Genomic DNA, 20,094 nt, shown 5'->3' with positions numbered 1-20,094 from the left:
CGCTAGCCCGGACCGGTACGGGTGAGAATGACCGATCCTGCGATCTCCCTGGACGATCCGACGATGCTGGAGCAGCATGGGGCGTGTGTTGATCGCGGAGGGCTTCCCGGGGCAGCGGCTGCTGGTCCTGCCGCGGCCGCTGGTGCAGCGCGCGCTCCGGCGCAACCCGACGTCGCGCCTGCTGGTGACCGACGCCGGGCACTTCCCGCATGCGGCGAGCCATGGCCGGATCCGGAGTCACGGTGCACCCGAGGCGGTCGTGATCATCTGCATCGAGGGCCGGGGCTGGTGCACCCTGGCCGGCCGTACCTTCGCCGTGCCGGCCGGGACTGCCTTGATCATTCCGCCGCACCTGCCGCACGGCTACCGGGCCGACGATGACCAGCCCTGGACGATCTGGTGGCTGCATGCCGCGGGCCGTGACGTACCGTCGCTGCTCGAGCCGATCCTGCCCGACCGGGTGGTGCCGATCGGAGACCTGTACCGCGCGACCGCGACCGTGACCCATGTCGTCGACTGCCTGAGCCGCGACGAGACCGAGCCGAATCTGATCATGGCGGCCGGCCTGGCCTGGTCGCTGCTGGCCCAGCTGGCCGCGGACAAGCTGTCCGGCTGCCACGGCCAGGCCGAGCCGGTCCGCGCCGCCCAAGATCATCTCCGGGAACACTTCGCCGATCCGGTCCGGGTCGGCGACCTGGCCCGGCTGGCCGGGCTCAGCCCGTCCCACTTCGCCGCCCTGTTCCGCCGCGCCACCGGCTCCGGCGTGATCGAGTACGTGAAGCGACTGCGGATGGCCCGGGCCCGCGAGCTGCTGGCCACCACCACCGCCGGCGTCCGCGAGATCGCCGGCGAGGTCGGCTACGACGACCCGTTCTACTTCTCCCGCCAGTTCCGCGCCGTCCACGGCTGCAGCCCGACCACCTACCGAACCTCCTTCACCTGACCCCCACCTCCCCCAATTCCGCTGACTCGGCACAAAAGCAGGCGTTCTGGCGGCGTGTCACTGCTGAAGTGCCCAGTCGGCGAGGCGGGTTGGGCCGGAGGCGATCGAGCAAGGACGGCGGGCGGGCGGGCGAGCCGAACCGGGCGGCGATCGAGCCGGGACGGCGGGCGGGTGAGCCGGCAGGGCAGGCAGGCAGGCGTACGAGCCGGTCGGGCTGTGGGTCGACGCCGCCAGCGCGGACCGGGTGCGCGACGGCGGGCCCGCGCGCACCCCACGGCGAACCGCCTCCCTTACGCCGCTTCCGGCCGAGCTTGACCCACCACTCCACTGGCGAGAGATCGACCCTGCCTGGACGGACTCACGACCGCGCTTCGAGTGGTGAGTTATCGACGTGGCTCGGGCCCGATCGACGTCGACTTCCCACCACTCGAATGGGCCGGGCGGGCTTGGCCGCTGCTCGATGGTCGAGCTCGACGGAGGCGCGACCCCGATACGCTCGACGGAGTGAATTCCGCCGGTCAGTCACGGCGGAAATTCACTGCGGATTGGGGCTATCCACAGTGGGGCGGGTGGTCGTCCGCAGTGGCGGCAGGGGGTTGCGTGCCTAGCGTCGGACGGGTGCCCTCAGCTCTGCGACTCGCTCGACGTGTTGCCCTCATCATCTCGGTGTCGATCTTGGTCCTGGTGTCGACCGGAGCGGCCGCCCTGATCGGCGCTCGTGATCAACTCCTGGCGCAGCTCGTGCGCGTGCCGGCCGGGACCTCGACCACGATCCTCATCCTGGAAGGAAAAACCTGGACCGCGGGCGTCCGTGATCAAGGTGCGACGATGCCGGTCGACGGCTCGGAGCGCTTCCGGATCGGCAGCATCACCAAGACCTTCGTCGCCACGGTCGTGCTGCAACTCGTCGACGAGAACCGGGTCCGGCTGGACGCGCCCGTCGAGACCTATCTGCCAGGCGTCGTCCGCAATGGAGCCGGGATCACGGTCCGCCAGATTCTTCAGCACACCAGCGGGATCCCGGACTACATGAAGGGCGCCGGCTGGTCGACGAACCGGTGGCGCGACCATGATCGATTCCGGGACTACTCACCGAGACAACTTCTGCGGCAGGCGTTCAGCAGGCCGCCCGATTTCCTTCCGGGGCAGCGATTCCGATATTCCAACAGCAACTACGTAATCGCCGGCCTGCTGATCGAGGCGGTCACCGACCGCCCGTACGCCACCGAGATCGCGCAGCGCATCCTGCGGCCGCTCGGCCTCACCGAAACGTCCCTGCCCGGTTCGGATCCCGGCCTGCCAGAGCCTGCGATCCGTGCCACTGCGGAGCTTCCGGACGGCCGCCGGGCGGATGTGACGGAACAGAACGAGTCGCTCGACTGGGCCGCCGGCGAGATGATCTCGACCGTCGATGATCTTGCCGGGTTCTTCGACGCCCTGCTCGGTGGCCGGCTGCTCAGCCAGACGACGCTCGCGGAGATGCGGACCACGGTCCCGATGGGGATGGGATTCCACTACGGGCTCGGCCTGGAACGCTTCGATCTCCCCTGCGGCGGTCGGTTGTGGGGACATGGCGGCCAACTGCTCGGGTACGTCAGCTACGCCTATCGCCGCGACGACGGCCGCAGCCTCACCCTGCTCCAGGCGTCCGGGGCCGACGACGGCTTCGCCAGGTTCGCCGCGACAGCGTTCACCGGCTACTGCCTGGTGGGTTCATGATCAAGATAGGCGAGCACGGCGAGCACCCTGCGGTTGTACGTCGAGCCCGGCGGGATGCCGAGCTTGCCGAAGATCATGTTGATGTGCTTCTCGATGCCGCTCTGGCTGATGAACAGCCGGCCGGCGATCGAGGCATTGCTGTGACCCTGCGCGATCAACTCGAGCACGGCGCGCTCGCGGTCGGTCAGGCCGGCCAGCCGGGTGTCCGGGTCCGGCCTGGTGGCGATCAGCTGGCGGATCACCTCCGGATCGAACGCGGTGCCGCCGTCCCGGACCCGCTCGATGGCGTCCAGGAAGCCGGCGATGTCGGAGACCCGGTCCTTCAACAGATAGCCGACGCCGCCGCGGCCGTCGAGCAGGTCGCTGGTGTGCCGTCGCTCGACGTACTGGGAGAGCACGATCACCGCGACGTCCGGCCACTCGCGGCGGATCCGCAGGGCGGCGTGGATCCCCTCGTCGACGAAGTCGGGCGGCATTCGGACGTCGATGATCACCAGGTCCGGCGGATCCACGGCCACGGCCCGGAGCAACTCGACGGCCGTGCCCACCGAGTCGGTGATCATGTGACCTTCGGCGGTGAGGAGTTGGGCGATGCCCTCGCGCAGCAGGGTCGAATCCTCGGCGATCGCTATCCGCACGGGATCACCGCCTCGACGACGGTCGGCCCGCCGTGCGGACTCCGTACCCGAAGGACGCCGCCGCGGGCCGCCACTCGGGAGGCGATGCCGGACAGGCCCGCCCCGGCCGGATCGGCCCCGCCGATCCCGTCGTCGGTCACGGTCAAGATCACGTCGCCTCCGGCTCGCACCAGTTCAAGATCGATCCGGGTCGCCCGCGCATGCTTGATCGCATTGGTCACCGCCTCGCTGGCCACGAAATATGCGGCGGCCTCGACGGCGAGATCGGGAAGTCGATCAAGGTCGGTACGCAGCCGGATCGGCGCTTCGGTGCGGTCCCGCAACGCGGCCAGGGCGGCGGGCAGCCCGTCCCGGACGAGCATCGCCGGGTAGGTCCGCCAGGCCACCGAACGCAGGTCGTCCAGCACCTGCTGGGTCTCCGCCCGCGCCCGCCGCTGCAACTCGCGCCGCTCGTCCGGATCGGTGACCCGCTCGGCCCGGGCCAGCAAGATGGACAACGCGACGACCCGCTGCTGCACCCCGTCGTGCAGGTCCCGTTCGATCCGGCGCCGCTCGGCGTCCACGGCCGCGACCACGTCGTCGAGCGTGCCGTGCAGCCGGGTGACCTCGCGGGCCAGCTCGTCGGCTCCGGGCCGGGCGAAGCGCGACCAGGCCCTCCGGTCGAGCCAGGCCACGCCGGCCAGACCGCAGGCGGCGAGGAAGATCAACAACCCGCCGGGCACGGTGAACGCCGCAACCGTCCACCAGTTCACCTGACCCGGCCCGGCGTCGAAAGCCGGCACAGGGCCGCCGGTCGCCGCGGCCATGATCATCTGTCCGGCCACGACGAGCCCGAGGCCGATCAGTCCCAGCACGCACACTCCGACGAACCCGAGCAGCGCCTCCACGGCGAGCAGCCCGATCAGCCGACGGCCCTCCGGACAGCGGGGCCGCGGCACCCCGTCCAGCCGGGTGAGCCGGCGCGCCACCCAGACCCCGACGGTCCGGGCCGGGGCAGCCGAGACGGGCGCGGCGACAACGGCGACCAGCAGAACGGGCACCAGCACGGCGCCGAGCACGGTGGCCGCCGCGATCTGCGCCGCGCGCCGGGGCACGCCGGTCGCCCGCCCCGTGCCGATGATCAACTCCGCTCCGCTCACCCGACCATCTTGCCGCGTCCGCGCTGCCGCACCCGTACCGCCACGAACGAGACGACCGCGATCGCAACCGCGCTGATCACCAGCAGCTGCAGGACGTCGGCGTACTGCTCGACCATGCCCCAGTTCTCACCGAGGAAGAAGCCGGCCAGGACGAAGATCGTGTTCCAGATCGCGCTGCCCGCGGCCGTCAGCAGGATGAACCGGACCGGCGACATCCGTTCCAGACCGGCCGGGATGGAGATCAGGCTGCGGAACAACGGGATCATCCGGCCGAAGAACACGGCCTTCGATCCGTGCCGGTCGAACCAGGCCTCGGCCCGGTCGACGTCGGAGACCTTCATCAGGGGCACCCGGGCGACGATCCGGCGCAGCCGGTCCCGGCCGAGCCAGGCGCCGAGCCCGTACAGGATGAGAGCGCCGACGACCGAGCCGAGCGTCGTCCACAGCAGCACCTCGACCAGGCCGAACGTGCCACGGCTCGCCGCGAAGCCGGCCAGCGGCAGGATGATCTCGCTCGGCAGCGGCGGGAACAGGTTCTCCAGGGCGATGGTCAGGCCCGCGCCCGGCCCGCCCAGCGATTCCATCAGGGAGACCGCCCAGCGGGCGACGGCGTTCAGATGATCGGTTTCCATGATCATCGACGGTAGCTACGCGAGCGCCGCCGGACAGTGGGGTCAGCCGTCCGGTCGGGTGTGGAAATCCACAGGTAGTGTTCTTTGGTGGCCTCTCGATTCCGGACCCTCCGCAGCGCGTTCGCACGGTGGATCGGCCGACCCGGACTGCACGACCTTCGCGGGTATGCCGGCGTCGTCGAGCGGGCCGGGCGGCTCGAGGCCGAGCTGACCGGGCTCGACGACGAGGCGCTGCTGGAGCGGGCGACCGCGATCCGCGACGGCGCCGAGCCCGCCCTGCCGGCCGAACTCGTGGCTCTGGGCCGGGAGGCGGCCCACCGGGCCCTCGACGAACGTGCCTACGACGTCCAGCTCCAGGCCGCGGTCGCGCTGCTGGCACCGCTCGGCGGCGGCCCCGGCATCATCGCCGAACTGGCGACCGGCGAGGGCAAGACCCTGGTCGGGGCGATCGCCGCGGCCGGGTACGTGCTCGGTGGCCAGCGGGTCCAGGTGCTGTCGGTGAACGACTACCTGGCTCGTCGCGACGCCGCCTGGATGGGGCCGGTGCTGGCCCGGCTCGGCGTGACGGTCGGCTGGATCGAACAGTCCTCGACCCCCGAACAGCGGCGGGCCGGCTACGCGGCGGACGTCTGTTATGTGTCGGTCAGCGAGGCCGGATTCGACCTGCTCCGGGACCGGATGCGGACCGCCGACGACGACCGGGTGCAGCCGGAGCCGGACGTCGCCCTGATCGACGAGGCCGACTCCGTACTGCTCGACGAGGCACGGGTGCCGCTGGTGCTGGCCGGCAGCGCCGGCACGGGGGACGATCTCGCTGAGGCGGCCGCGCTGGTGGCGGAACTGGACCCGGACCGGGACTACGCGGTGGACCGCGACGGCCGGACGGTCAGCCTCACCGACGACGGCGTACACCACGTGGAACAACTGGCCGCCGTCGACAACCTGTTCGAGGACGGCGGGCTGCTGACCCGGGTCAACGTCGCCCTCTACGCCCGCGCCCTGGTCCGGCGCGACGTGGACTACCTGGTGGTCGACGACGCCGTACGGCTGATCGACCCGGACCGCGGCCGGGTCGCCCGGCTGCGGCGCTGGCCGGACGGGCTGCACGCCGCCGTGGAGGCGAAGGAAGGCCTGCGGCAGAGCGAGCGCGGCACCATCCTCGACCAGATCACCGTGCACGAGTTGATCAAGCGGTACCCGGTGCTGATCGGCATGACCGGCACCGCCGTCTCCGCCGCCGAACAGCTCCGCGAGTTCTACCAACTGGAGACCGGTGCCCTGCCGACGCACCGGCCGGCGATCCGGATCGACGACCCCGACGAGCAGTACGCCGACGTCGGGACCAAGGAGAAGGCGATCCTGGCCCGGGTGGCCGCCGAACACGCCGACGGGCGGCCGGTGCTGCTCGGCACCTCCGATGTCGCCGAGTCGGAACGGATCGCCGACCGGCTTCGTGATCAGGACATCGAGGCCACCGTGCTGAACGCCCGCGACGATGCCCGGGAGGCGGAGATCATCGCCGGCGCCGGGGCGTACGGGGCGGTGACCGTGTCCACCCAGATGGCCGGCCGCGGCACCGACATCCGGCTCGGCGGGCCCGACGAGGCCGACCGGGACCGGGTCGCCGACCTGGGCGGCCTGCTGGTGATCGGCACCGGCCACTACCCGAGCCGCCGGCTCGATGATCAACTTCGCGGCCGGGCCGGCCGGCAGGGCGATCCGGGCCGGACCGTGTTCTTCACCTCCGACGCGGACCCCCTGATCACCCGTACCGCTGAGCTGGCGGGCGGCGTGGACGTCGATCAGGCCCAGCGGATCGCCGAGGGCGAAGCGGCCGAACTGCGCCGAATCACCTGGCACTACAACGAGCAGTTGCGGGCTCAGCGGCGGCAGGTGCTGGAACACCGGGAGCGCCTGTTGATCACCGGGCTGGCCGGTGATCAACTCGCCGAGGCCGCACCGGACCGCTGGGCCGAACTCGCCAAGACGATCGACGTGGACGTGCTCGGCGACGCGGCCCGGCAGTTGGTGCTGGCCTTCCTGGACCGCCGGTGGAGCGATCACCTGGCCCTGGCCGAACACGTCCGGGAAGGCATCCACTTCCGCAGCCTGGGCCGCGAGAATCCCCTGGTCGGCTTCAACCGCGACATCGCCGAGGCCTACCGCGGCCTGATCGACGAGGCACTCTCGGACGCGGTCGAGGCCTTCGGCGACGCGGTGATCACCGAGGACGGCATCGACCTCGCCGGCGTCGGCGCCGAGCGTCCGAGCGCCACCTGGACCTACCTGGTCAGCGACAACCCGTTCGGCTCGCCCGAAGATCAACTCCTGGCCGCCACCGGCCGAGCCCTCCGCCGACTGGTCCGCCCCGGCGCCGACTGACTCCTCCGCACCGTCCGCCCCGGCGCCGACTGACCTCCGCCCGCCCCCGCGCCTCATGAGCGGACCCACCCAGCTCACCCCGCTGCCAGTCGCCCCGGCCGTGCGGCCGCCCCGACCGCCCCCTCCCCCAACCCACAGCCGCGACCGTTCCACCCAGCCGCGACCCCTGCATCGGTCGCGGTTGCGACGAACGGTCGCGGCTGCACGCAAGGGGCTGGGGCGAGCCGCGCCGGGCCTGGCGACGCGGGAAGCGGGGTCGACGGGCCGCCCGCCCCTCGAACAACCCGATCACTACTCCCGGCAGCGCGAAACATCGTCCTGCCAGCCGCGACCGTTCCATCCATCCGCACCTCCTGCACCCAGTCGCGCGGAAGCAACGGTCGCCAAGAACCGGGACGGCCCCGGATCCGACCGGGACGGCCGCGCCGACCGCCGCCCACCCACAGCCGCGACCGCTCCACCCATCCGCGACCCCTGCATCGGTCGCGGTTGCGAGAAGGGGTCGCGGCTGCGCGGGATGGGGCTAGGCGGGGAAGGCTTCGGGGTGGTCGAGGGCGTAGACCAGGGCCCAGTCCTGGTCGTTGGCGAGGGGGTCGGCGTGGTGGGTCGGGTTGCCGTTGACGCAGCTCGGGTAGACGAAGGCGCAGGTGGCCCAGCCGTCGTCGGCGAAGTTGATCAGGTTGGCGCGCAGGATCGCGGCACCTTGATCACGAAGCTCGGCCCGGCGCCGGTCCGGGACGATCCCCTCCGGCAGGCCGAGGAACACCTGGGCGCTCAGCACGGTCCAGTAGTGCGGGAAGACGTCGCCCCAGTGCCGTTCCACGCCGAACCAGTAGCCGTCCCAGTGCCGGATCGGGATGTGCCGCAGCCGGGCGTCCGGCTGATCGCCGGCGAACGCGGTCAGCCAGGGCAGCCGGAGCGCGATCTCCGGTCCCGGTACCGCGTCGGGGTCGAGCCGGTGCACGTTGATCATGAGATCAAGCATCGGCGCGACCATGGACTGCTCGTAGTTGACCTCGTGCGAGGGCAGGTCGGTGGCGACCTCGACGAAGTGCCGGCCGTGCGCGATCAGCGAGTCGCGCAGCGCGTCGGCCCGGTCCCGGTCGCCGGCCGTGATCAACTTCTCGGCCAGGCCGGTCACGATCCCGCCGAGACCGAAGGCCAGGAACTGCTGCCCGCCCAGCGCGTAGTAGCGCTCGATGATCTTGGCGGCGAGGTCAAGGTCGGCGGCGTTGCCGGTCCGGTCGTGTTCGGCGGCCAGGTAGCGCGCGTACCAGGGGAAGTTGTAGAGCCTGGTGTGCACGGCCCGGCGGCTGTCGTCGGCGACCGTACCGTCGGCCGCGACGACGCGGTCCAGGACGAACGCGCGGTGCCGGTCCAGCAGGTCGTCCAGCCGGGCCGGGTCGCCCCAGCCGAGGGTCCGGGTCTGCTGCAGCAGCAGCGGCATCGCGACCCGCTCGCGGACGTCGTTCCAGTCCCGCCACACCGTGGGCAGCGTGGTGAGCCCGGATCTGCGGTCGTACGGGACGAAGGCGGCCGCCGAGGCGTCGTCGCGTTCCCGGGCCACCTGGCGCTCCGCGATGAAGGCCACCCGCCTCTCGACGACCTCCCGCAGCGGGCGATGGAAGAACACGCTGGCCCGGGCGGTCCGGCCGTCCCGGGTGGCCCGCAGCTCGACCACGCCAGGCCCGCCGGAGTTGATCATGCCTTCGTACCCTGAGCCTGTCGAAGGGCTGTGCCCGATCGTGCCCTGCCCTTCGACAAGCTCGGGGAGCGTTGTGGCCGTCGTCGTGATCGGGATGGCCTGACCAGCCTCGGCGACCACCGCGTCGAGCGTGATCACCGGGGTCCGGTCGGCGTGCAGGGCGGCCCGGTCGGCGTACCAGGAAAGCCGCCACGACCAGTCGTAGCTGCTGCCCGGCTCGATCACGATCTCCGGCTGCCCGCCGAAGGCCTCCGGCGAACGGGCGACATCGGTCGGGTGCAGGTAGAGGTGGCCGCGGATGTTGGACGAGGTGAACGCGTCCCGTGACTCGACCGAGTACGCCCACAGTTCGCCGGTGATCAACACCAGCCCGAGACCCGGTCCGGCCCCGTCCATCGGCTCGGCCCAGACGTACGAGTCCGCGCCGCCCGGCCAGACGTGGGCGTGTACGGCGCCGGCCAGGCTGTCGGCGCTGGACTGGTAGACGTCGCGCCACGGCGTGCTGATCCCGATCGAGCCGATCCGGACCGGTTCCGCGCCGGTGTTGATCAAGGAGTAGTGCTCGGTCCAGTGATCGTCGAAGCGCCGGCCGAGGTCGAGCCGCAGCCCGTGCTCCGGCCAGGCATGGACCAGCTCGACCCCGCCCTCGGTCCAGGTGACCGTGTCCGGACGGTCCCAGCGCAGCCCGCGTGGTCCGTCCGCCGCCTGCACGACGCAGAAGCCCTTGCCCCACCGGCGAGCCGGATCGTGCACCGCACCGTCCGTCGGGTCCGCGTCGTCGAGCAGCACGGTCCGGCCGGTCCGCGGATGCCGCACCTGCAGCACCGCACCGTCGCCGGCCAGCCGCACCGTGCCGGTACCGAACCGAAGCTCTCGATCTTCCTCTGCCATGGCCACGAGCCTAATTCCCGTGCCCGGCGTGGCCGCAACGGCTAGCCTGACCGGCGATGACCGAAGCGCTGAACGATCTCGACCTGCTGCACCGGGAGATCCGGCTGCTCTGGGGTGTGGATGATCATGGCCGGGACTCCGCGCCGCCGCGGGCCGCCGTCCCGGTCGCCGACCCGGACCGGACCGAGCCGCCGGCGGAGCTGCTGTTGATCAAGGAGCGGCTGGACGCCACGGCGCCGACCGTGATCACCGGCTGCGTCAGCTACCTGATCGATCCCGGACGGAGCACGCCGGTGCCGCCGGAGCTGGCCGTACACCGCTCCACCGAGCCGGTGCCGGACGCCCTCGCCGCCGCTCGGCCGGAACTGCAGTGGGAGCCGGCGGAATGGGACGACCTGCTCGCCGGCCGGCTCGGGCCGTGGACGATCGGGGTCACCGGCGGCCGGATCGCCGCGATCTGCCATACGCCGCGCGATGCCGACGGCGCCGCCGAGGCCGGTATCTGGACCGAACCCGATCATCGCGGGCGCGGCTACGCGGCCATGATCACCGCCGCCTGGGCCGAGGTCGCGGCGCCGACCAGACCGCTGCTCTTCTACAGCCACCTGTTCGACAACGCCGCCTCCCGCGCCGTCGCCGGCAAGCTCGGTGCCCGCCCCCTGGGCCGGATCTGGCAACTCCGGAACGTGGAAAGTTCGGCCACGACTCTTGCCACGCCCGACGTTCATTGACAAGCTTCAGCCCGGACACCTGAGTTTGATCACGGGACGGGGCTGATCGCGATGGGGCTGGATCGTTCGACGCTGCGCCGATCTTCCGTCCGTCCGACCCTGGTGCTCCTGGCGCTCATGATCATCGCCACCTTCCTCGCCGTACCGCGCGCCCACGCCGAGGACCCGGCCGGCATCGACGCCGTCACCGTCGGCGCCACCACGATCACGATCACCGGGCGGGCCACCGGCGAGGTCCAGCTGTACGCGATCGGCGCCGAACGGACCGCCTCGATCGCCGACGCCGACCCGGTGTCCACCGTGATCCCCACCTCCGGCCGGTTCAGCGCGACGATCGCCCGTACCGCCAAGGACGGGTCCGACCGGCTCTACAGCCAGTTCGTCGCCGCCGCCGACGGGAAGCCGATCGGGCCGAGCCGCTACGCCGACCAGTTCGGCTACGCCCCGACGAACCCGGGGTCGCTGCCGGCCACCACCAGCAAGAAGGGGCTCCAGGTCCAGCTGACCGACGACGCCGAGGAACTGGGCATCCAGCACGCGGCGCTCAACCTCGATCTTGCCGACATCATGCTGCTGAAGTCGGCCGACCCCGACTCCGAGATCGCTTTCGATCATGGCGGCAACACCTACTACTTCGACGCGGCCGCCGTCACCGCGTTCGACCGGCAGATCAAGCCGCTCACCGACGACGGCATCCTGGTCAACGTCATCCTGTTGCTCTACCGGCATCCCGGTGAGGCCAACAGCGCGGCCGAGGTGCTGATCCATCCGGACGCGTCCACCGAGCCGGGCGCCGGGCCGGTCTTCGGCTTCAACACCGAGACCGCCGCCGGGGTCCGGTACCTCAGCGCGGCGCTCGACTTCGTGGCCCAGCGGTACGGCCGCGAAGATCACCGCTACGGGCTGGCGTCGGGCTACATCGTCGGGAACGAGGTCAACGCCCAGTGGACCTGGTCGAACTCGGGCGAGATGCCGCTGGCCGAGTTCGTCGACGGCTACGCCCGGGCGGTACGGCTGGTCTCGCTCGCCACCAAGTCGGCGTTCCGGGCGGCGCGGACGTACCTGTCGCTGGAGCATCACTGGACCCTGCTGCCGCCGGGCAACCCGGACCCGGACCAGCCGACCCGCAACTACCGCGGCCGCGACCTGGTCGACGAGTTCAACCGGGTGGCCAAGCGCGGCGGCGACTTCGACTGGCAGGTCGCCTACCACCCGTACCCGGAGAACCTGTTCGAACCCGACTTCTGGAACGACGAGACGGCCATCGGTACGCCGGACACCCCGCGGATCACGTTCAAGAACATCGAGGTGCTGCCGAAGTACCTGGACGCCGCCGAGTTCCGGTACGGCGACCAGCCGCGCCGGATCATCCTGTCCGAGCAGGGCTGTAACACGCCGGGCCAGGGCGACGCCCTCACCGAGAAGGCCGAGCGGCTCCAGGCGGCCTGCTACGCGCTGGCCTATTACAAGATCAAGTTCCTGCCGTCGATCGACTCGTTCATCCTGCACCGGCACGTCGATCACCGGCAGGAGGGCGGGCTCAACCTCGGCCTGTGGGCGGCCGACCACAGCCGGGAGTTCCCGGCCGCACCGCTGCGGAAGAAGATCATCTACGACGTCTTCGCCGGCATCGACACGGCCCGCTCCACCCAGGTGACGAAGTTCGCGCTGCCGATCATCGGCATCGACGACTGGGCCGAGCTGGTCGACGGCTTCGACCCGGCCGAGCTGGCCGACCGGACCGAGGCGCTCGCGGTGCCGAGCCGTGTCGGCGGCAAGCTCGCCGACGTCCGGCCGCTGGGCGCGTTCGGCAGCGACGCCGACGGCTGGCTGCCCTCGAACAACGCAGCCGCCGCGACCGCGCAGGACGGCGCGCTGAAGGTGACCACCGCGGGCGGCACGTTCGGCAAGCAGGACCGCGGCGTCGTGCGCGCGTTCGAGCGCCCGGTCGCCCTGTCCGACAAGCGCTGGCTCGGCGCGACGGTACGGGTTCCGGCCGACGCCGGCCTCGGAGCCGAGGTGCTGGTCCGGCTCCGCGCCACGCTGGACGACGGCATGATCATCAACGGCCAGGCGCGGATTCCGGCCGACGGGGAACTCCACCCGGTCGCGATCGCGGTGCCGGACGATCCCGGCCGGCTGACCAGGCTCAAGGTGCTGGTCTCCGGGACCGGCACCGGCACCCCGGACGCCTCCTTCGAGATCGGCTCCGTCGTGGCGGCCGGCAAGGCGGACCCGTCCACGCTGCCCAACGTGACCGCGACCGCGGCCGCCGAGCGCGCGGAGCTGGTCGGCTCGAAGTTGACGATCACGCTGCGCAATCTTGATCTTGATCCGCTGACCGGCCCGATCACGATCGGCGACGACTGCGGCCACTTCAGCACCGACCCGGCCAAGGTCGAGGGCGACGGTTCCGTGTTCGGCGAGACCCAGACGATCACGACGACGATCACTGCCGTGTCCGGCGACGACCCGTCGGCCGTCTGCCTGGAGCTCGCCGGGCAGCGGCTGCTGGTCCCGGTCGACATCCCGCCGCCGACCGAGCACACGGTGATCGACTTCGAGAACGATCTCGGCGGGTTCACGCCCGGTGACGGCGTGGCGGGCATCGCCCGGGTCGGCTCGTTCGCCAACGCGCCCGGCCGGCCGCGCTCCGGCGCGTACGCTCTGGAGGCGACCAGCGAGACCGTACCGGGTGATCAACAGCGCACCCTCGCGGCCCGCTACAGCCAGCCGCTCGAGCTCGGCTCGGCCGGCACGGTCTACGTCTGGATGAACGCGTACGGCGGACTGCCCGGCGCGACCGGCTACCGCGCCACGCTGACCCTGCTCGCCGAGGACGGCACCAGCATCACCGAGACGCTCGACTCGTTCAGCCCGGACCGCTGGAACCAGGTCACCGTCGACGTCTCCGGTTGGGCCGGCCGCAGCAAGATCACCGGGATCGAGGTCGGCTTCGCCGGCGTAGGCAGCGACACCCCCTGGCAACCGCGGTTCCAGCTGGACGACCTGGGCTGGTTCGCCGGCTGATTCGCCCCCACCGTCCCGGCCGGTCGGCCGGACGACTTCTGCGCGCCCTCTGAGCACGTTCACTACACCGTGTAATGTTACGCTCTGTAATAGAGCGAGGTGACCATGATCATGAACGCAGGTTCCGCGGATCCGCTCCTGACCCAGTTGGACGGGTGGGTCCGCCGTCAGGTGGAGGCCGAACTGCAACGGTTGCTGCAGCGGGCACCCGGTCTCGCCGGCGAGGCCGAGCAGCAGATCGAGATCTCGCTGGCCAGGATCGGCGAACGCCTGGTGCTCTCCCCCACCAAGGACTGGACGACCCGGTTCCCCGACCGGCGCGACCAGCTCGCGGTGCTGTTCGCCGCTGACCGGCGGCAGCCGACCGCGGACGGGGCTCCGTGATGGACGCGCAGCTCGGCTGGGTCAGTTCGATGGCCGTGGCCTCGGCCGCGGTTCTGCTGGGCCTGGCCTGGTTCGGCCAGTTGTACGGCTTCGTGTTCCGGCGTCGGACCGCAGCACCGGCACGCGAGACCGAGGCCGCCGATCCCAAGGTGCCCGCCATGATCGGAACCGGCGCCCGTTGGGACGTCCGACTCGAACCGGCCGGCCGACCGACATCGATGAACGGGCCGGCGGACCCACCCACAACCGCGCTGCCGGTCCGGATCTCGGGGTCGTTCCTCCGCGTCGCCGCGGCGTTCCTCGTCGCCGGCTGCGTGGCCCGCGGAATCGCCGCCGGCCGGGTGCCGTGGGGCAACATGTACGAATTTGCGATCACGGCGACTGCCGCGCTCGTGGTCGGTCACGTGATCATCCAGCGGCGCCGGCCCGAACTCCGGTTGGGTCTCGCGGTGCCCGCCGTCGCGGTGATCATGCTCGGCCTCGCCATGACCGTGTACGTCCCGGTCGCGCCACTGGTGCCGGCCCTGCGGTCGTACTGGCTCGTCCTGCATGTGCTGGCCGCCGCACTGTCCGGAGCCTGCTTCGTCCTCGCCGGCATCACCTCGGTGAGTTTCCTGATCGGCGGTCGTCGCCGAACGTCCGATGCCGTCCGGCAGACGGAACTGGACCGGCTGGCCGCGCGGCTCACGGCGTTCGCCTTCCCCATCTGGACCTTCGGTGCCCTGCTCGCCGGCCCGATCTGGGCCGAGTACGCCTGGGGCCGCTACTGGGGCTGGGACCCGAAAGAGGTCTGGGCCCTGGTCACCTGGATCGTGTTCGCCGCCTACCTGCACGCCCGGGCCACCGCGGGCTGGCGCGGCCGGCGGGCCGCGGTGCTGTCGGTGATCGGCGCGCTGAGCTTCGTGTTCAACTACGTCGGGGTCAATCTCTTCTTCGCCGGACTGCATTCCTACGCGGGCATCTAGGGTTCCCTATGATCGGAGACATGGCAGGTTCCCGGTCCCCCGGGCTCGGACATCTCGAGCGCTCGGTGATGGACGTGCTCTGGTCCGCGGCGGCGCCGCTGACGGCACGCGAGGTGCACGGCCTGGTCGACCGAGGCGGCGAGTTGGCGTACGCGACGGTCAAGACGGTGCTGGATCGCCTGGCCCGCAAGGATTTGGTGGTACGTGAGGCGGCGGCCGACAGCCGGGCGCTGAGCTATCGGGCCGCGGCCAGCCGGGACTCCTATGTCGCCGAGCTCATGCACGCAGCCCTGGACACGGCCGATGACCGGACCGGTGCGCTGGCCCGCTTCGCGGAACGCATGTCGGCCCGGGAGGCCAGCGTGCTGCGGAAGACCCTGCCCGGCCGCCCGCGATCATGATCCAGCTGGCCCACCATGTGATCTCGGCGATCCTCGGTGTCGGGCTGATCTTCCTGCTCTGCCGCGGAAGCTGGGCCGACCGGGTGCCGGGCCGGAGCATCGGGCTGTGGCACTGTGCCGGCCTGACCATCTGGCTCGCCACGGCCGGAATGATCTTCGCCCCGCTGGTGATCGGCCAGCAGCGCGGCGTGTTGCCGGCGCTGGCCGAGACCGCCGTCCAGACCGTACGGTCGCTCGGACCCGGCGGCCCGGGCCCGGCCGGGCTGATCGTCGCACTGCCGGCCCTGCCCGGGCTGACCTTCGTTGCGGCGAGCGCTGCCGTGCTCGGCGCCAGCTGGGCTCGGATGGCTGGGCGGAGGCGGCGGCTGCGGCGCTTGCTCGATCTGGTCGGCCAGGCCGGGCCGGCTGCCGAGGCCGCCGTCCGGATCGACAGTCCGACACCGGCTGCCTGGTGCCTACCCGGCCGGCGGTCCCGGATCGTGATCACCTCGGCAACCGCCGGGCTCCTGACGCCGGACCAGTTACAGGCGGTGCTCCGGCACGAGGACGCCCACCTGCGGCAGCGGCACGACCTTGTCCTGCTTCCGTTCCAGGCGCTGAAATCCCTGGCGCCGAAGAGTTCCCTGGCCACGTCCCTGCACCGGCGGGTCCAGTTGCTGACCGAGATGCTCGCCGATGATCATGCGCTGCGGACCAGCCGACCGGCCGACCTGGCCAGGGCGCTGGCCGTGCTGAGCGCCGCCGACCCGGCACCGGAGGGTGCGCTCGGCGCGTCCGGAACCCCGGCCGCCACCTCGGCCCGGCTGCGGCGGATCGAGGGACGCGGCTCGGGCCGGCTCCGCCGCTCGGCCAGTGACGCTGCGGCGCTCTGGATCCTGCTCGGTGCGGCGGCGACCGTCCTGGCGACCCCGCTCAGCCTGTTCCTTCTGCCGGGGTGAACGGCCCGGGCAGGTGCCCCTCATGATCAACAACGGGTCATGATCACCGCGAGCTGCGGCGCAGGGTGGCGATCAGCAGCACCACGGTTCCGGTCAGCAGGAACAGCGTGCCGAGCAGCACCAGCCCGACGCCGCCCAGCGCCAGAATCGTGGAGAGGTAGTTGAGCTGGAGCGCCTCACCGAGCAGGAAGCCGCCGGCGCCGAGCCCGATGAACACCGCCGCCGCGATCAGGTACGGCCGCGCCAGGCGAAGCGGGGATGCGGGGTCGGCCATGCTCCGCATGATGCCACACCGGGCGGACTGGACCGGTCGTCCGAAGATCATCGGGAGACGACGGCGCCGAGCTCGCCGGTAGCAGTGATCGCGATCGAGCCCCGCTCGTTGGTGGCCAGGACGGTCATGCCGAGGGACTCGAGCAGGGCGACCGTACGTGGCGCGGGATGCCCGTAGTCGTTGTCCCGGCCGGCGCTGGCCACGGCGACCCTGGCCTGGGTAGCGGCCAGGAACTCGCGGTCCTGGCGCGACGAGCCGTGGTGCGGCACCTTCACCACGTCCACCGTGAGGTCGACTCCGGTGCCCAGAACGGCGCGCTGGCCGGCCGGCTCAAGATCACCGGTGAACAGGATGCGCAGCCCGCGGTCGCGGCCCGGCGACGGCGCCAGCGTGGCGATCAGGGCAAGGCTGGCGTCGTTCTCGGCCGAGGACTCGCCCTCGTCGTCGCCCAGGACCGGCGAGGGTACGGCGACCGGTCCGATCACCTGCCAGGCGGTGCCGCCCACCGCGACCCGCTCCCCCACACCCGGTGTCCGGAGCCGTACCCCATGATCGGCAGCCCACCGTTGCACCGCCGCGGCCTGCGCGGCCGGGGCCGGCAACGGGCCGACCCAGACCTCGCCCACCGGGCGTCCGTCGAACACCCCGGCCAGCCCGTCCACATGGTCGGCGTGGAAGTGCGACAAGATCAACAACGGGACGCCGCGGATGCCGAGTTGATCAAGACAGCCGTCGATCAACCGCGGGTCCGGGCCGGCGTCGACCACCACCGCCTGGTCGCCGCCGACCGGCACCACCAGCCCGTCCCCCTGACCGACGTCGCAGGCGACCAGCGCCGCGTCCGCCGGCGGCCAACCCGGCTGGACCGGCGGCCGGACGAACCCCACCGCCATGATCAACGCCGCCGGCAGCGCGAGCCACCGCCGGGCCAGCAGGCGCGGCATCAACCACGCGGCGCCCAGGCCTGCCGCGGCCAGCAGGACCAGAGCGACCGGATGCCCGGGCCACGGCCACGCCGCCCCCGGAAACCCCGCACCCCAGTGCGCGACCCACAGGATCGGCTGCGCCGACCAGGCCGCACCGAACCCGGCCAGGACCGCCGGCCACGGGTGCAGCAGCGACAGTCCGGCCGCCGCGAACCCGAACACGGTCGCCGGCCCGACGAACGGCCCAGCCAGCGCGTTGGCGACGATCCCGACCACGCTGACCGTGCCGGACAGTGCGGTCACCACCGGCAGCGTCGCCAGGTGCGCCGCCAGCGGCACCGTGACCGACTCGGCGATGATCTTGGGCAGCCACCGGTGCAGCACCGCCGCCCAGGAGGACGCCCAGGCGATGATCCCGCCGCTCGCCAGCACCGACAGCGCGAACCCCGCCGACCGGCCCAGGTACGGATCGATCAAGATCAACACGACCACCGCGACCGCGAGATTGCGCAGGCCCTTGATCCGCGACCCGCTGCCCAGTGCGGCCAGCGCCACCAGCCCCATCGCGGCCGCCCGCAGCACACTCGGCTCGGTCCGGCACAGCGCCACGAAGATGATCACGCCCAGCAGCCCGACCCCGCGCAACCACCAGCCCCGGACCCCGCACCAGCGCGCCAGCAGCAACAGGAACGCCAGCAGCAGGGTCAGGTTGGCGCCCGACACGGCCGTCAGGTGGGTCAGTCCGGTCCGGACGAAGTCCTCCTCCAGCTCGGGCGTGATGCCGGACGTGTCGCCGAGCACCAGCGCCGGCACCAGGGCCCGCTGCTCGTCGGTGCGCTCACCGACGGCGGCGCGCAGTCCGGCCCGGACCCGCTCGACCAGCGCCAGCCCGGCGTCCGGCTCCGCCGCCACCGTCACGCTTCCGCGGACCCGGGCGATCGCGGCCAGATCATCGCCCGGGTCCGGGGACCGCAGCCGCGCGCCCACCCGGAGCACCGTCCCGACCGGCCACCGCTCGAGTTCCACCAGCGCCGGTCCGCTCGCGATCAGCAGCACCGGCGCCTCGACCCGCCAGTGCTCACCACGCCCCGCCACGGTGACCGTGGTCGCCCGCACCGTCAGGTAGTCGCCGCCCGGACCCGAGTCGCCCCGCCTCGGATCGGCGACGGTACGGACCTCGAGCTCGACCACCGCCTCGGCGGCCGTCAGCTCGGCCACCGGACCCGACCGCAACCGATGATCATGCAGCGCACCGGCGGCCGTGATCGCGATGATCACCAACCCGGCCGCGACCACCAGCAGCAGCCGGCGCGCGGCGCCCACGATCACCAGCAGCGCCCCGGCCGCCGCGGCGACCCCGACCAGGACCGGCTGTCCCGCGGTGCCGGCCACCGAGGCCGCCCAGGCCGCGACCGCGATCGGCACCATCCGCAGGTCGCCGAGCCGCCCCAGGCCGCCACCTACCGCGCGATCATCGTCCGTCCGCTCTTCGGTGCCCTCGCGATCACCGACAAGCGCCCGGTCAGACACGGACGTGCGGCGCGAGCTGGGCGTAGGTCTTGGGCCCGATCCCGTCGACCTCCTGCAGTTCCTCCACCCGGCTGAACCGGCCGTGCTGGTCCCGCCAGGCGATGATCTTGCCTGCCGTGACCGGCCCGACGCCGGGCAACTCCTCGAGCTGCGGCTCAGTGGCCGTGTTGAGATCGAGTTGTCCGCCGCCGGGCGGGTCGGTGCCGCCGGAGTGCGTACCGCCGCCGTCGCGCACCTCGCCGGCCGGTTCGTCCCTGGTCCCGATCACGACCTGCTGGCCGTCGGCGAGCACCTGGGCCAGATTGAGCCGGTCCGGGTCGGCCTCCCGGGTCAACCCGCCGGCCCGCTCGATCGCGTCGGCGACCCGGGACCGCTCGGGCAGCGTGACCAGGCCGGGCTTTCGTACCGCACCGACGACGTGCACCATGATCACCGCCGGCGTCGCGCTGGGCGTGCCCGGCGGACCGGTCGACGACTCGGGCCGCCCGGTGTCCGGCTGGGCCTGCGGGACCGGGGTCGCCAGGCTGACCGGCTGCGCGCGCAGCACGGCCCAGCCCGCGACCAGCAGCCCGAGCACGGCGACGACCACGATCACGGCCAGGTGGGCCGGGCCGAACCTGGCCGGCCCGCGCGGCCGGGCCGGCAGCCGTTCCCCCGGATCCGGGCCGAGGTCCTCGTCCTCCCCGTACCCCTGATCCTCGAAGTCGTCGGCAGGCGCCGACCGCGGCGCCTGCTCGGCGAGCACCCGAGCGATCCGTTCCCGGACCCGACGCGCCAGGTCGTGGTCCGCCCCTTCCCTCACTTTCATGCCCGGGAGGCTAAGCAGCATCGCCCGGATCAGCCGGCGCGCAGAAAATCTGTGGACG

At 72.0% G+C, this 20,094-nt stretch carries 16 protein-coding genes; 9 read left to right on the top strand and 7 right to left on the bottom strand.

The features are described 5' to 3' along the window. The first annotated feature begins 76 nt into the window (after nucleotides 1-76). Complete coding sequence (locus tag ACFQU4_RS27845) at nucleotides 77-943, top strand: helix-turn-helix domain-containing protein (RefSeq protein WP_377498339.1); 867 nt, start codon at nucleotides 77-79, stop codon at nucleotides 941-943. A 618-nt stretch (nucleotides 944-1,561) separates the two neighbouring features. Then, nucleotides 1,562-2,662: a serine hydrolase domain-containing protein gene (locus ACFQU4_RS27840; protein ID WP_377498337.1), complete on the top strand. Its 1,101-nt coding sequence runs from the start codon at nucleotides 1,562-1,564 to the stop codon at nucleotides 2,660-2,662. On the opposite strand, the gene ACFQU4_RS27835 is transcribed toward ACFQU4_RS27840, so the two are convergent. Genes ACFQU4_RS27835 through ACFQU4_RS27825 form a run of 3 tightly spaced genes read right to left on the bottom strand, consistent with a single transcriptional unit; the run spans nucleotide 2,641 to nucleotide 5,077 of the window. Beyond that, on the bottom strand, nucleotides 2,641-3,300 hold the full coding sequence (locus ACFQU4_RS27835) for a response regulator (RefSeq protein WP_377498335.1): 660 nt from the start codon (nucleotides 3,298-3,300) through the stop codon (nucleotides 2,641-2,643). The two genes, ACFQU4_RS27840 and ACFQU4_RS27835, sit on opposite strands and share 22 nt — an antisense overlap. Continuing rightward, complete coding sequence (locus ACFQU4_RS27830) at nucleotides 3,291-4,439, bottom strand: sensor histidine kinase (protein ID WP_377498333.1); 1,149 nt, start codon at nucleotides 4,437-4,439, stop codon at nucleotides 3,291-3,293. Before ACFQU4_RS27830 ends, ACFQU4_RS27835 begins: the two co-directional genes overlap by 10 nt. After that, on the bottom strand, nucleotides 4,436-5,077 hold the full coding sequence (locus ACFQU4_RS27825; RefSeq protein WP_377498331.1) for a DedA family protein: 642 nt from the start codon (nucleotides 5,075-5,077) through the stop codon (nucleotides 4,436-4,438). Before ACFQU4_RS27825 ends, ACFQU4_RS27830 begins: the two co-directional genes overlap by 4 nt. Before the next feature lie 81 nt (nucleotides 5,078-5,158). On the opposite strand from ACFQU4_RS27825, the gene secA2 reads away from it, so the two are divergent. Beyond that, the gene (secA2, locus tag ACFQU4_RS27820; RefSeq protein WP_377498329.1) at nucleotides 5,159-7,453 is read left to right on the top strand and encodes an accessory Sec system translocase SecA2; all 2,295 of its coding nucleotides are present in this window, start codon (nucleotides 5,159-5,161) and stop codon (nucleotides 7,451-7,453) included. Between the two features lie 523 nt (nucleotides 7,454-7,976). On the opposite strand, the gene ACFQU4_RS27815 is transcribed toward secA2, so the two are convergent. Continuing rightward, on the bottom strand, nucleotides 7,977-10,049 hold the full coding sequence (locus ACFQU4_RS27815) for a hypothetical protein (protein ID WP_377498327.1): 2,073 nt from the start codon (nucleotides 10,047-10,049) through the stop codon (nucleotides 7,977-7,979). Between the two features lie 56 nt (nucleotides 10,050-10,105). Here ACFQU4_RS27815 and ACFQU4_RS27810 point away from each other — a divergent pair, with 56 nt between their 5' ends. The 6 genes from ACFQU4_RS27810 to ACFQU4_RS27785 all read left to right on the top strand — a co-directional run bounded on the left by ACFQU4_RS27810 (nucleotide 10,106) and on the right by ACFQU4_RS27785 (nucleotide 16,498). After that, nucleotides 10,106-10,780 carry a GNAT family N-acetyltransferase gene (locus ACFQU4_RS27810; protein ID WP_377498325.1) on the top strand — a complete coding sequence of 225 codons (675 nt, stop codon included), beginning with the start codon at nucleotides 10,106-10,108 and terminating at the stop codon, nucleotides 10,778-10,780. Nucleotides 10,781-10,831: 51 nt separating this feature from the next. Continuing rightward, nucleotides 10,832-13,810 (top strand): DUF5722 domain-containing protein, encoded by a 2,979-nt coding sequence (locus tag ACFQU4_RS27805; RefSeq protein WP_377498323.1) that lies wholly within the window; start codon nucleotides 10,832-10,834, stop codon nucleotides 13,808-13,810. A gap of 105 nt (nucleotides 13,811-13,915) precedes the next feature. Further along, nucleotides 13,916-14,194, top strand: a complete 279-nt coding sequence (locus tag ACFQU4_RS27800; protein WP_377498321.1) for a hypothetical protein — start codon at nucleotides 13,916-13,918, stop codon at nucleotides 14,192-14,194. Continuing rightward, on the top strand, nucleotides 14,194-15,159 hold the full coding sequence (ccsB, locus tag ACFQU4_RS27795) for a c-type cytochrome biogenesis protein CcsB (protein ID WP_377498319.1): 966 nt from the start codon (nucleotides 14,194-14,196) through the stop codon (nucleotides 15,157-15,159). The genes ACFQU4_RS27800 and ccsB overlap by 1 nt, the downstream gene beginning before the upstream one ends. A 20-nt stretch (nucleotides 15,160-15,179) precedes the next feature. Then, nucleotides 15,180-15,560: a BlaI/MecI/CopY family transcriptional regulator gene (locus ACFQU4_RS27790; RefSeq protein ID WP_377498317.1), complete on the top strand. Its 381-nt coding sequence runs from the start codon at nucleotides 15,180-15,182 to the stop codon at nucleotides 15,558-15,560. Beyond that, nucleotides 15,557-16,498: a M56 family metallopeptidase gene (locus ACFQU4_RS27785; RefSeq protein WP_377498315.1), complete on the top strand. Its 942-nt coding sequence runs from the start codon at nucleotides 15,557-15,559 to the stop codon at nucleotides 16,496-16,498. Before ACFQU4_RS27790 ends, ACFQU4_RS27785 begins: the two co-directional genes overlap by 4 nt. A 43-nt stretch (nucleotides 16,499-16,541) precedes the next feature. Here the strand turns inward: ACFQU4_RS27785 and ACFQU4_RS27780 are convergent, their stop codons facing one another. Genes ACFQU4_RS27780 through ACFQU4_RS27770 form a run of 3 tightly spaced genes read right to left on the bottom strand, consistent with a single transcriptional unit; the run spans nucleotide 16,542 to nucleotide 20,036 of the window. After that, the gene (locus ACFQU4_RS27780; RefSeq protein ID WP_377498313.1) at nucleotides 16,542-16,772 is read right to left on the bottom strand and encodes a hypothetical protein; all 231 of its coding nucleotides are present in this window, start codon (nucleotides 16,770-16,772) and stop codon (nucleotides 16,542-16,544) included. 47 nt (nucleotides 16,773-16,819) lie between these two features. After that, complete coding sequence (locus ACFQU4_RS27775; protein ID WP_377498311.1) at nucleotides 16,820-19,228, bottom strand: ComEC/Rec2 family competence protein; 2,409 nt, start codon at nucleotides 19,226-19,228, stop codon at nucleotides 16,820-16,822. Next, nucleotides 19,221-20,036 (bottom strand): helix-hairpin-helix domain-containing protein, encoded by an 816-nt coding sequence (locus tag ACFQU4_RS27770; protein ID WP_377498308.1) that lies wholly within the window; start codon nucleotides 20,034-20,036, stop codon nucleotides 19,221-19,223. Before ACFQU4_RS27770 ends, ACFQU4_RS27775 begins: the two co-directional genes overlap by 8 nt. Nucleotides 20,037-20,094: the final 58 nt, after the last annotated feature.

This window comes from Microlunatus sp. GCM10028923 (assembly GCF_042666975.1).
Taxonomy (GTDB): Bacteria; Actinomycetota; Actinomycetes; order Propionibacteriales; family Propionibacteriaceae; genus Microlunatus.
The sequence above is the reverse complement of the archived record's forward strand: the minus strand, read 5'-3'. Positions and strand labels throughout refer to the sequence as shown.

What these genes read in the sequence shown, in the direction of transcription:
- ACFQU4_RS27845 (WP_377498339.1), top strand. Translation starts at nt 77, where the DNA reads ATGGGGCGTGTGTTGATCGCGGAGGGCTTCCCGGGGCAGCGGCTGCTG.
- ACFQU4_RS27825 (WP_377498331.1), bottom strand. Translation starts at nt 5,077, where the DNA reads ATGATCATGGAAACCGATCATCTGAACGCCGTCGCCCGCTGGGCGGTC.
- ACFQU4_RS27815 (WP_377498327.1), bottom strand. Translation starts at nt 10,049, where the DNA reads ATGGCAGAGGAAGATCGAGAGCTTCGGTTCGGTACCGGCACGGTGCGG.
- ACFQU4_RS27810 (WP_377498325.1), top strand. Translation starts at nt 10,106, where the DNA reads ATGACCGAAGCGCTGAACGATCTCGACCTGCTGCACCGGGAGATCCGG.
- ACFQU4_RS27805 (WP_377498323.1), top strand. Translation starts at nt 10,832, where the DNA reads ATGGGGCTGGATCGTTCGACGCTGCGCCGATCTTCCGTCCGTCCGACC.
- ACFQU4_RS27800 (WP_377498321.1), top strand. Translation starts at nt 13,916, where the DNA reads ATGATCATGAACGCAGGTTCCGCGGATCCGCTCCTGACCCAGTTGGAC.
- ccsB (WP_377498319.1), top strand. Translation starts at nt 14,194, where the DNA reads ATGGACGCGCAGCTCGGCTGGGTCAGTTCGATGGCCGTGGCCTCGGCC.
- ACFQU4_RS27790 (WP_377498317.1), top strand. Translation starts at nt 15,180, where the DNA reads ATGGCAGGTTCCCGGTCCCCCGGGCTCGGACATCTCGAGCGCTCGGTG.
- ACFQU4_RS27785 (WP_377498315.1), top strand. Translation starts at nt 15,557, where the DNA reads ATGATCCAGCTGGCCCACCATGTGATCTCGGCGATCCTCGGTGTCGGG.
- ACFQU4_RS27780 (WP_377498313.1), bottom strand. Translation starts at nt 16,772, where the DNA reads ATGGCCGACCCCGCATCCCCGCTTCGCCTGGCGCGGCCGTACCTGATC.
- ACFQU4_RS27770 (WP_377498308.1), bottom strand. Translation starts at nt 20,036, where the DNA reads ATGAAAGTGAGGGAAGGGGCGGACCACGACCTGGCGCGTCGGGTCCGG.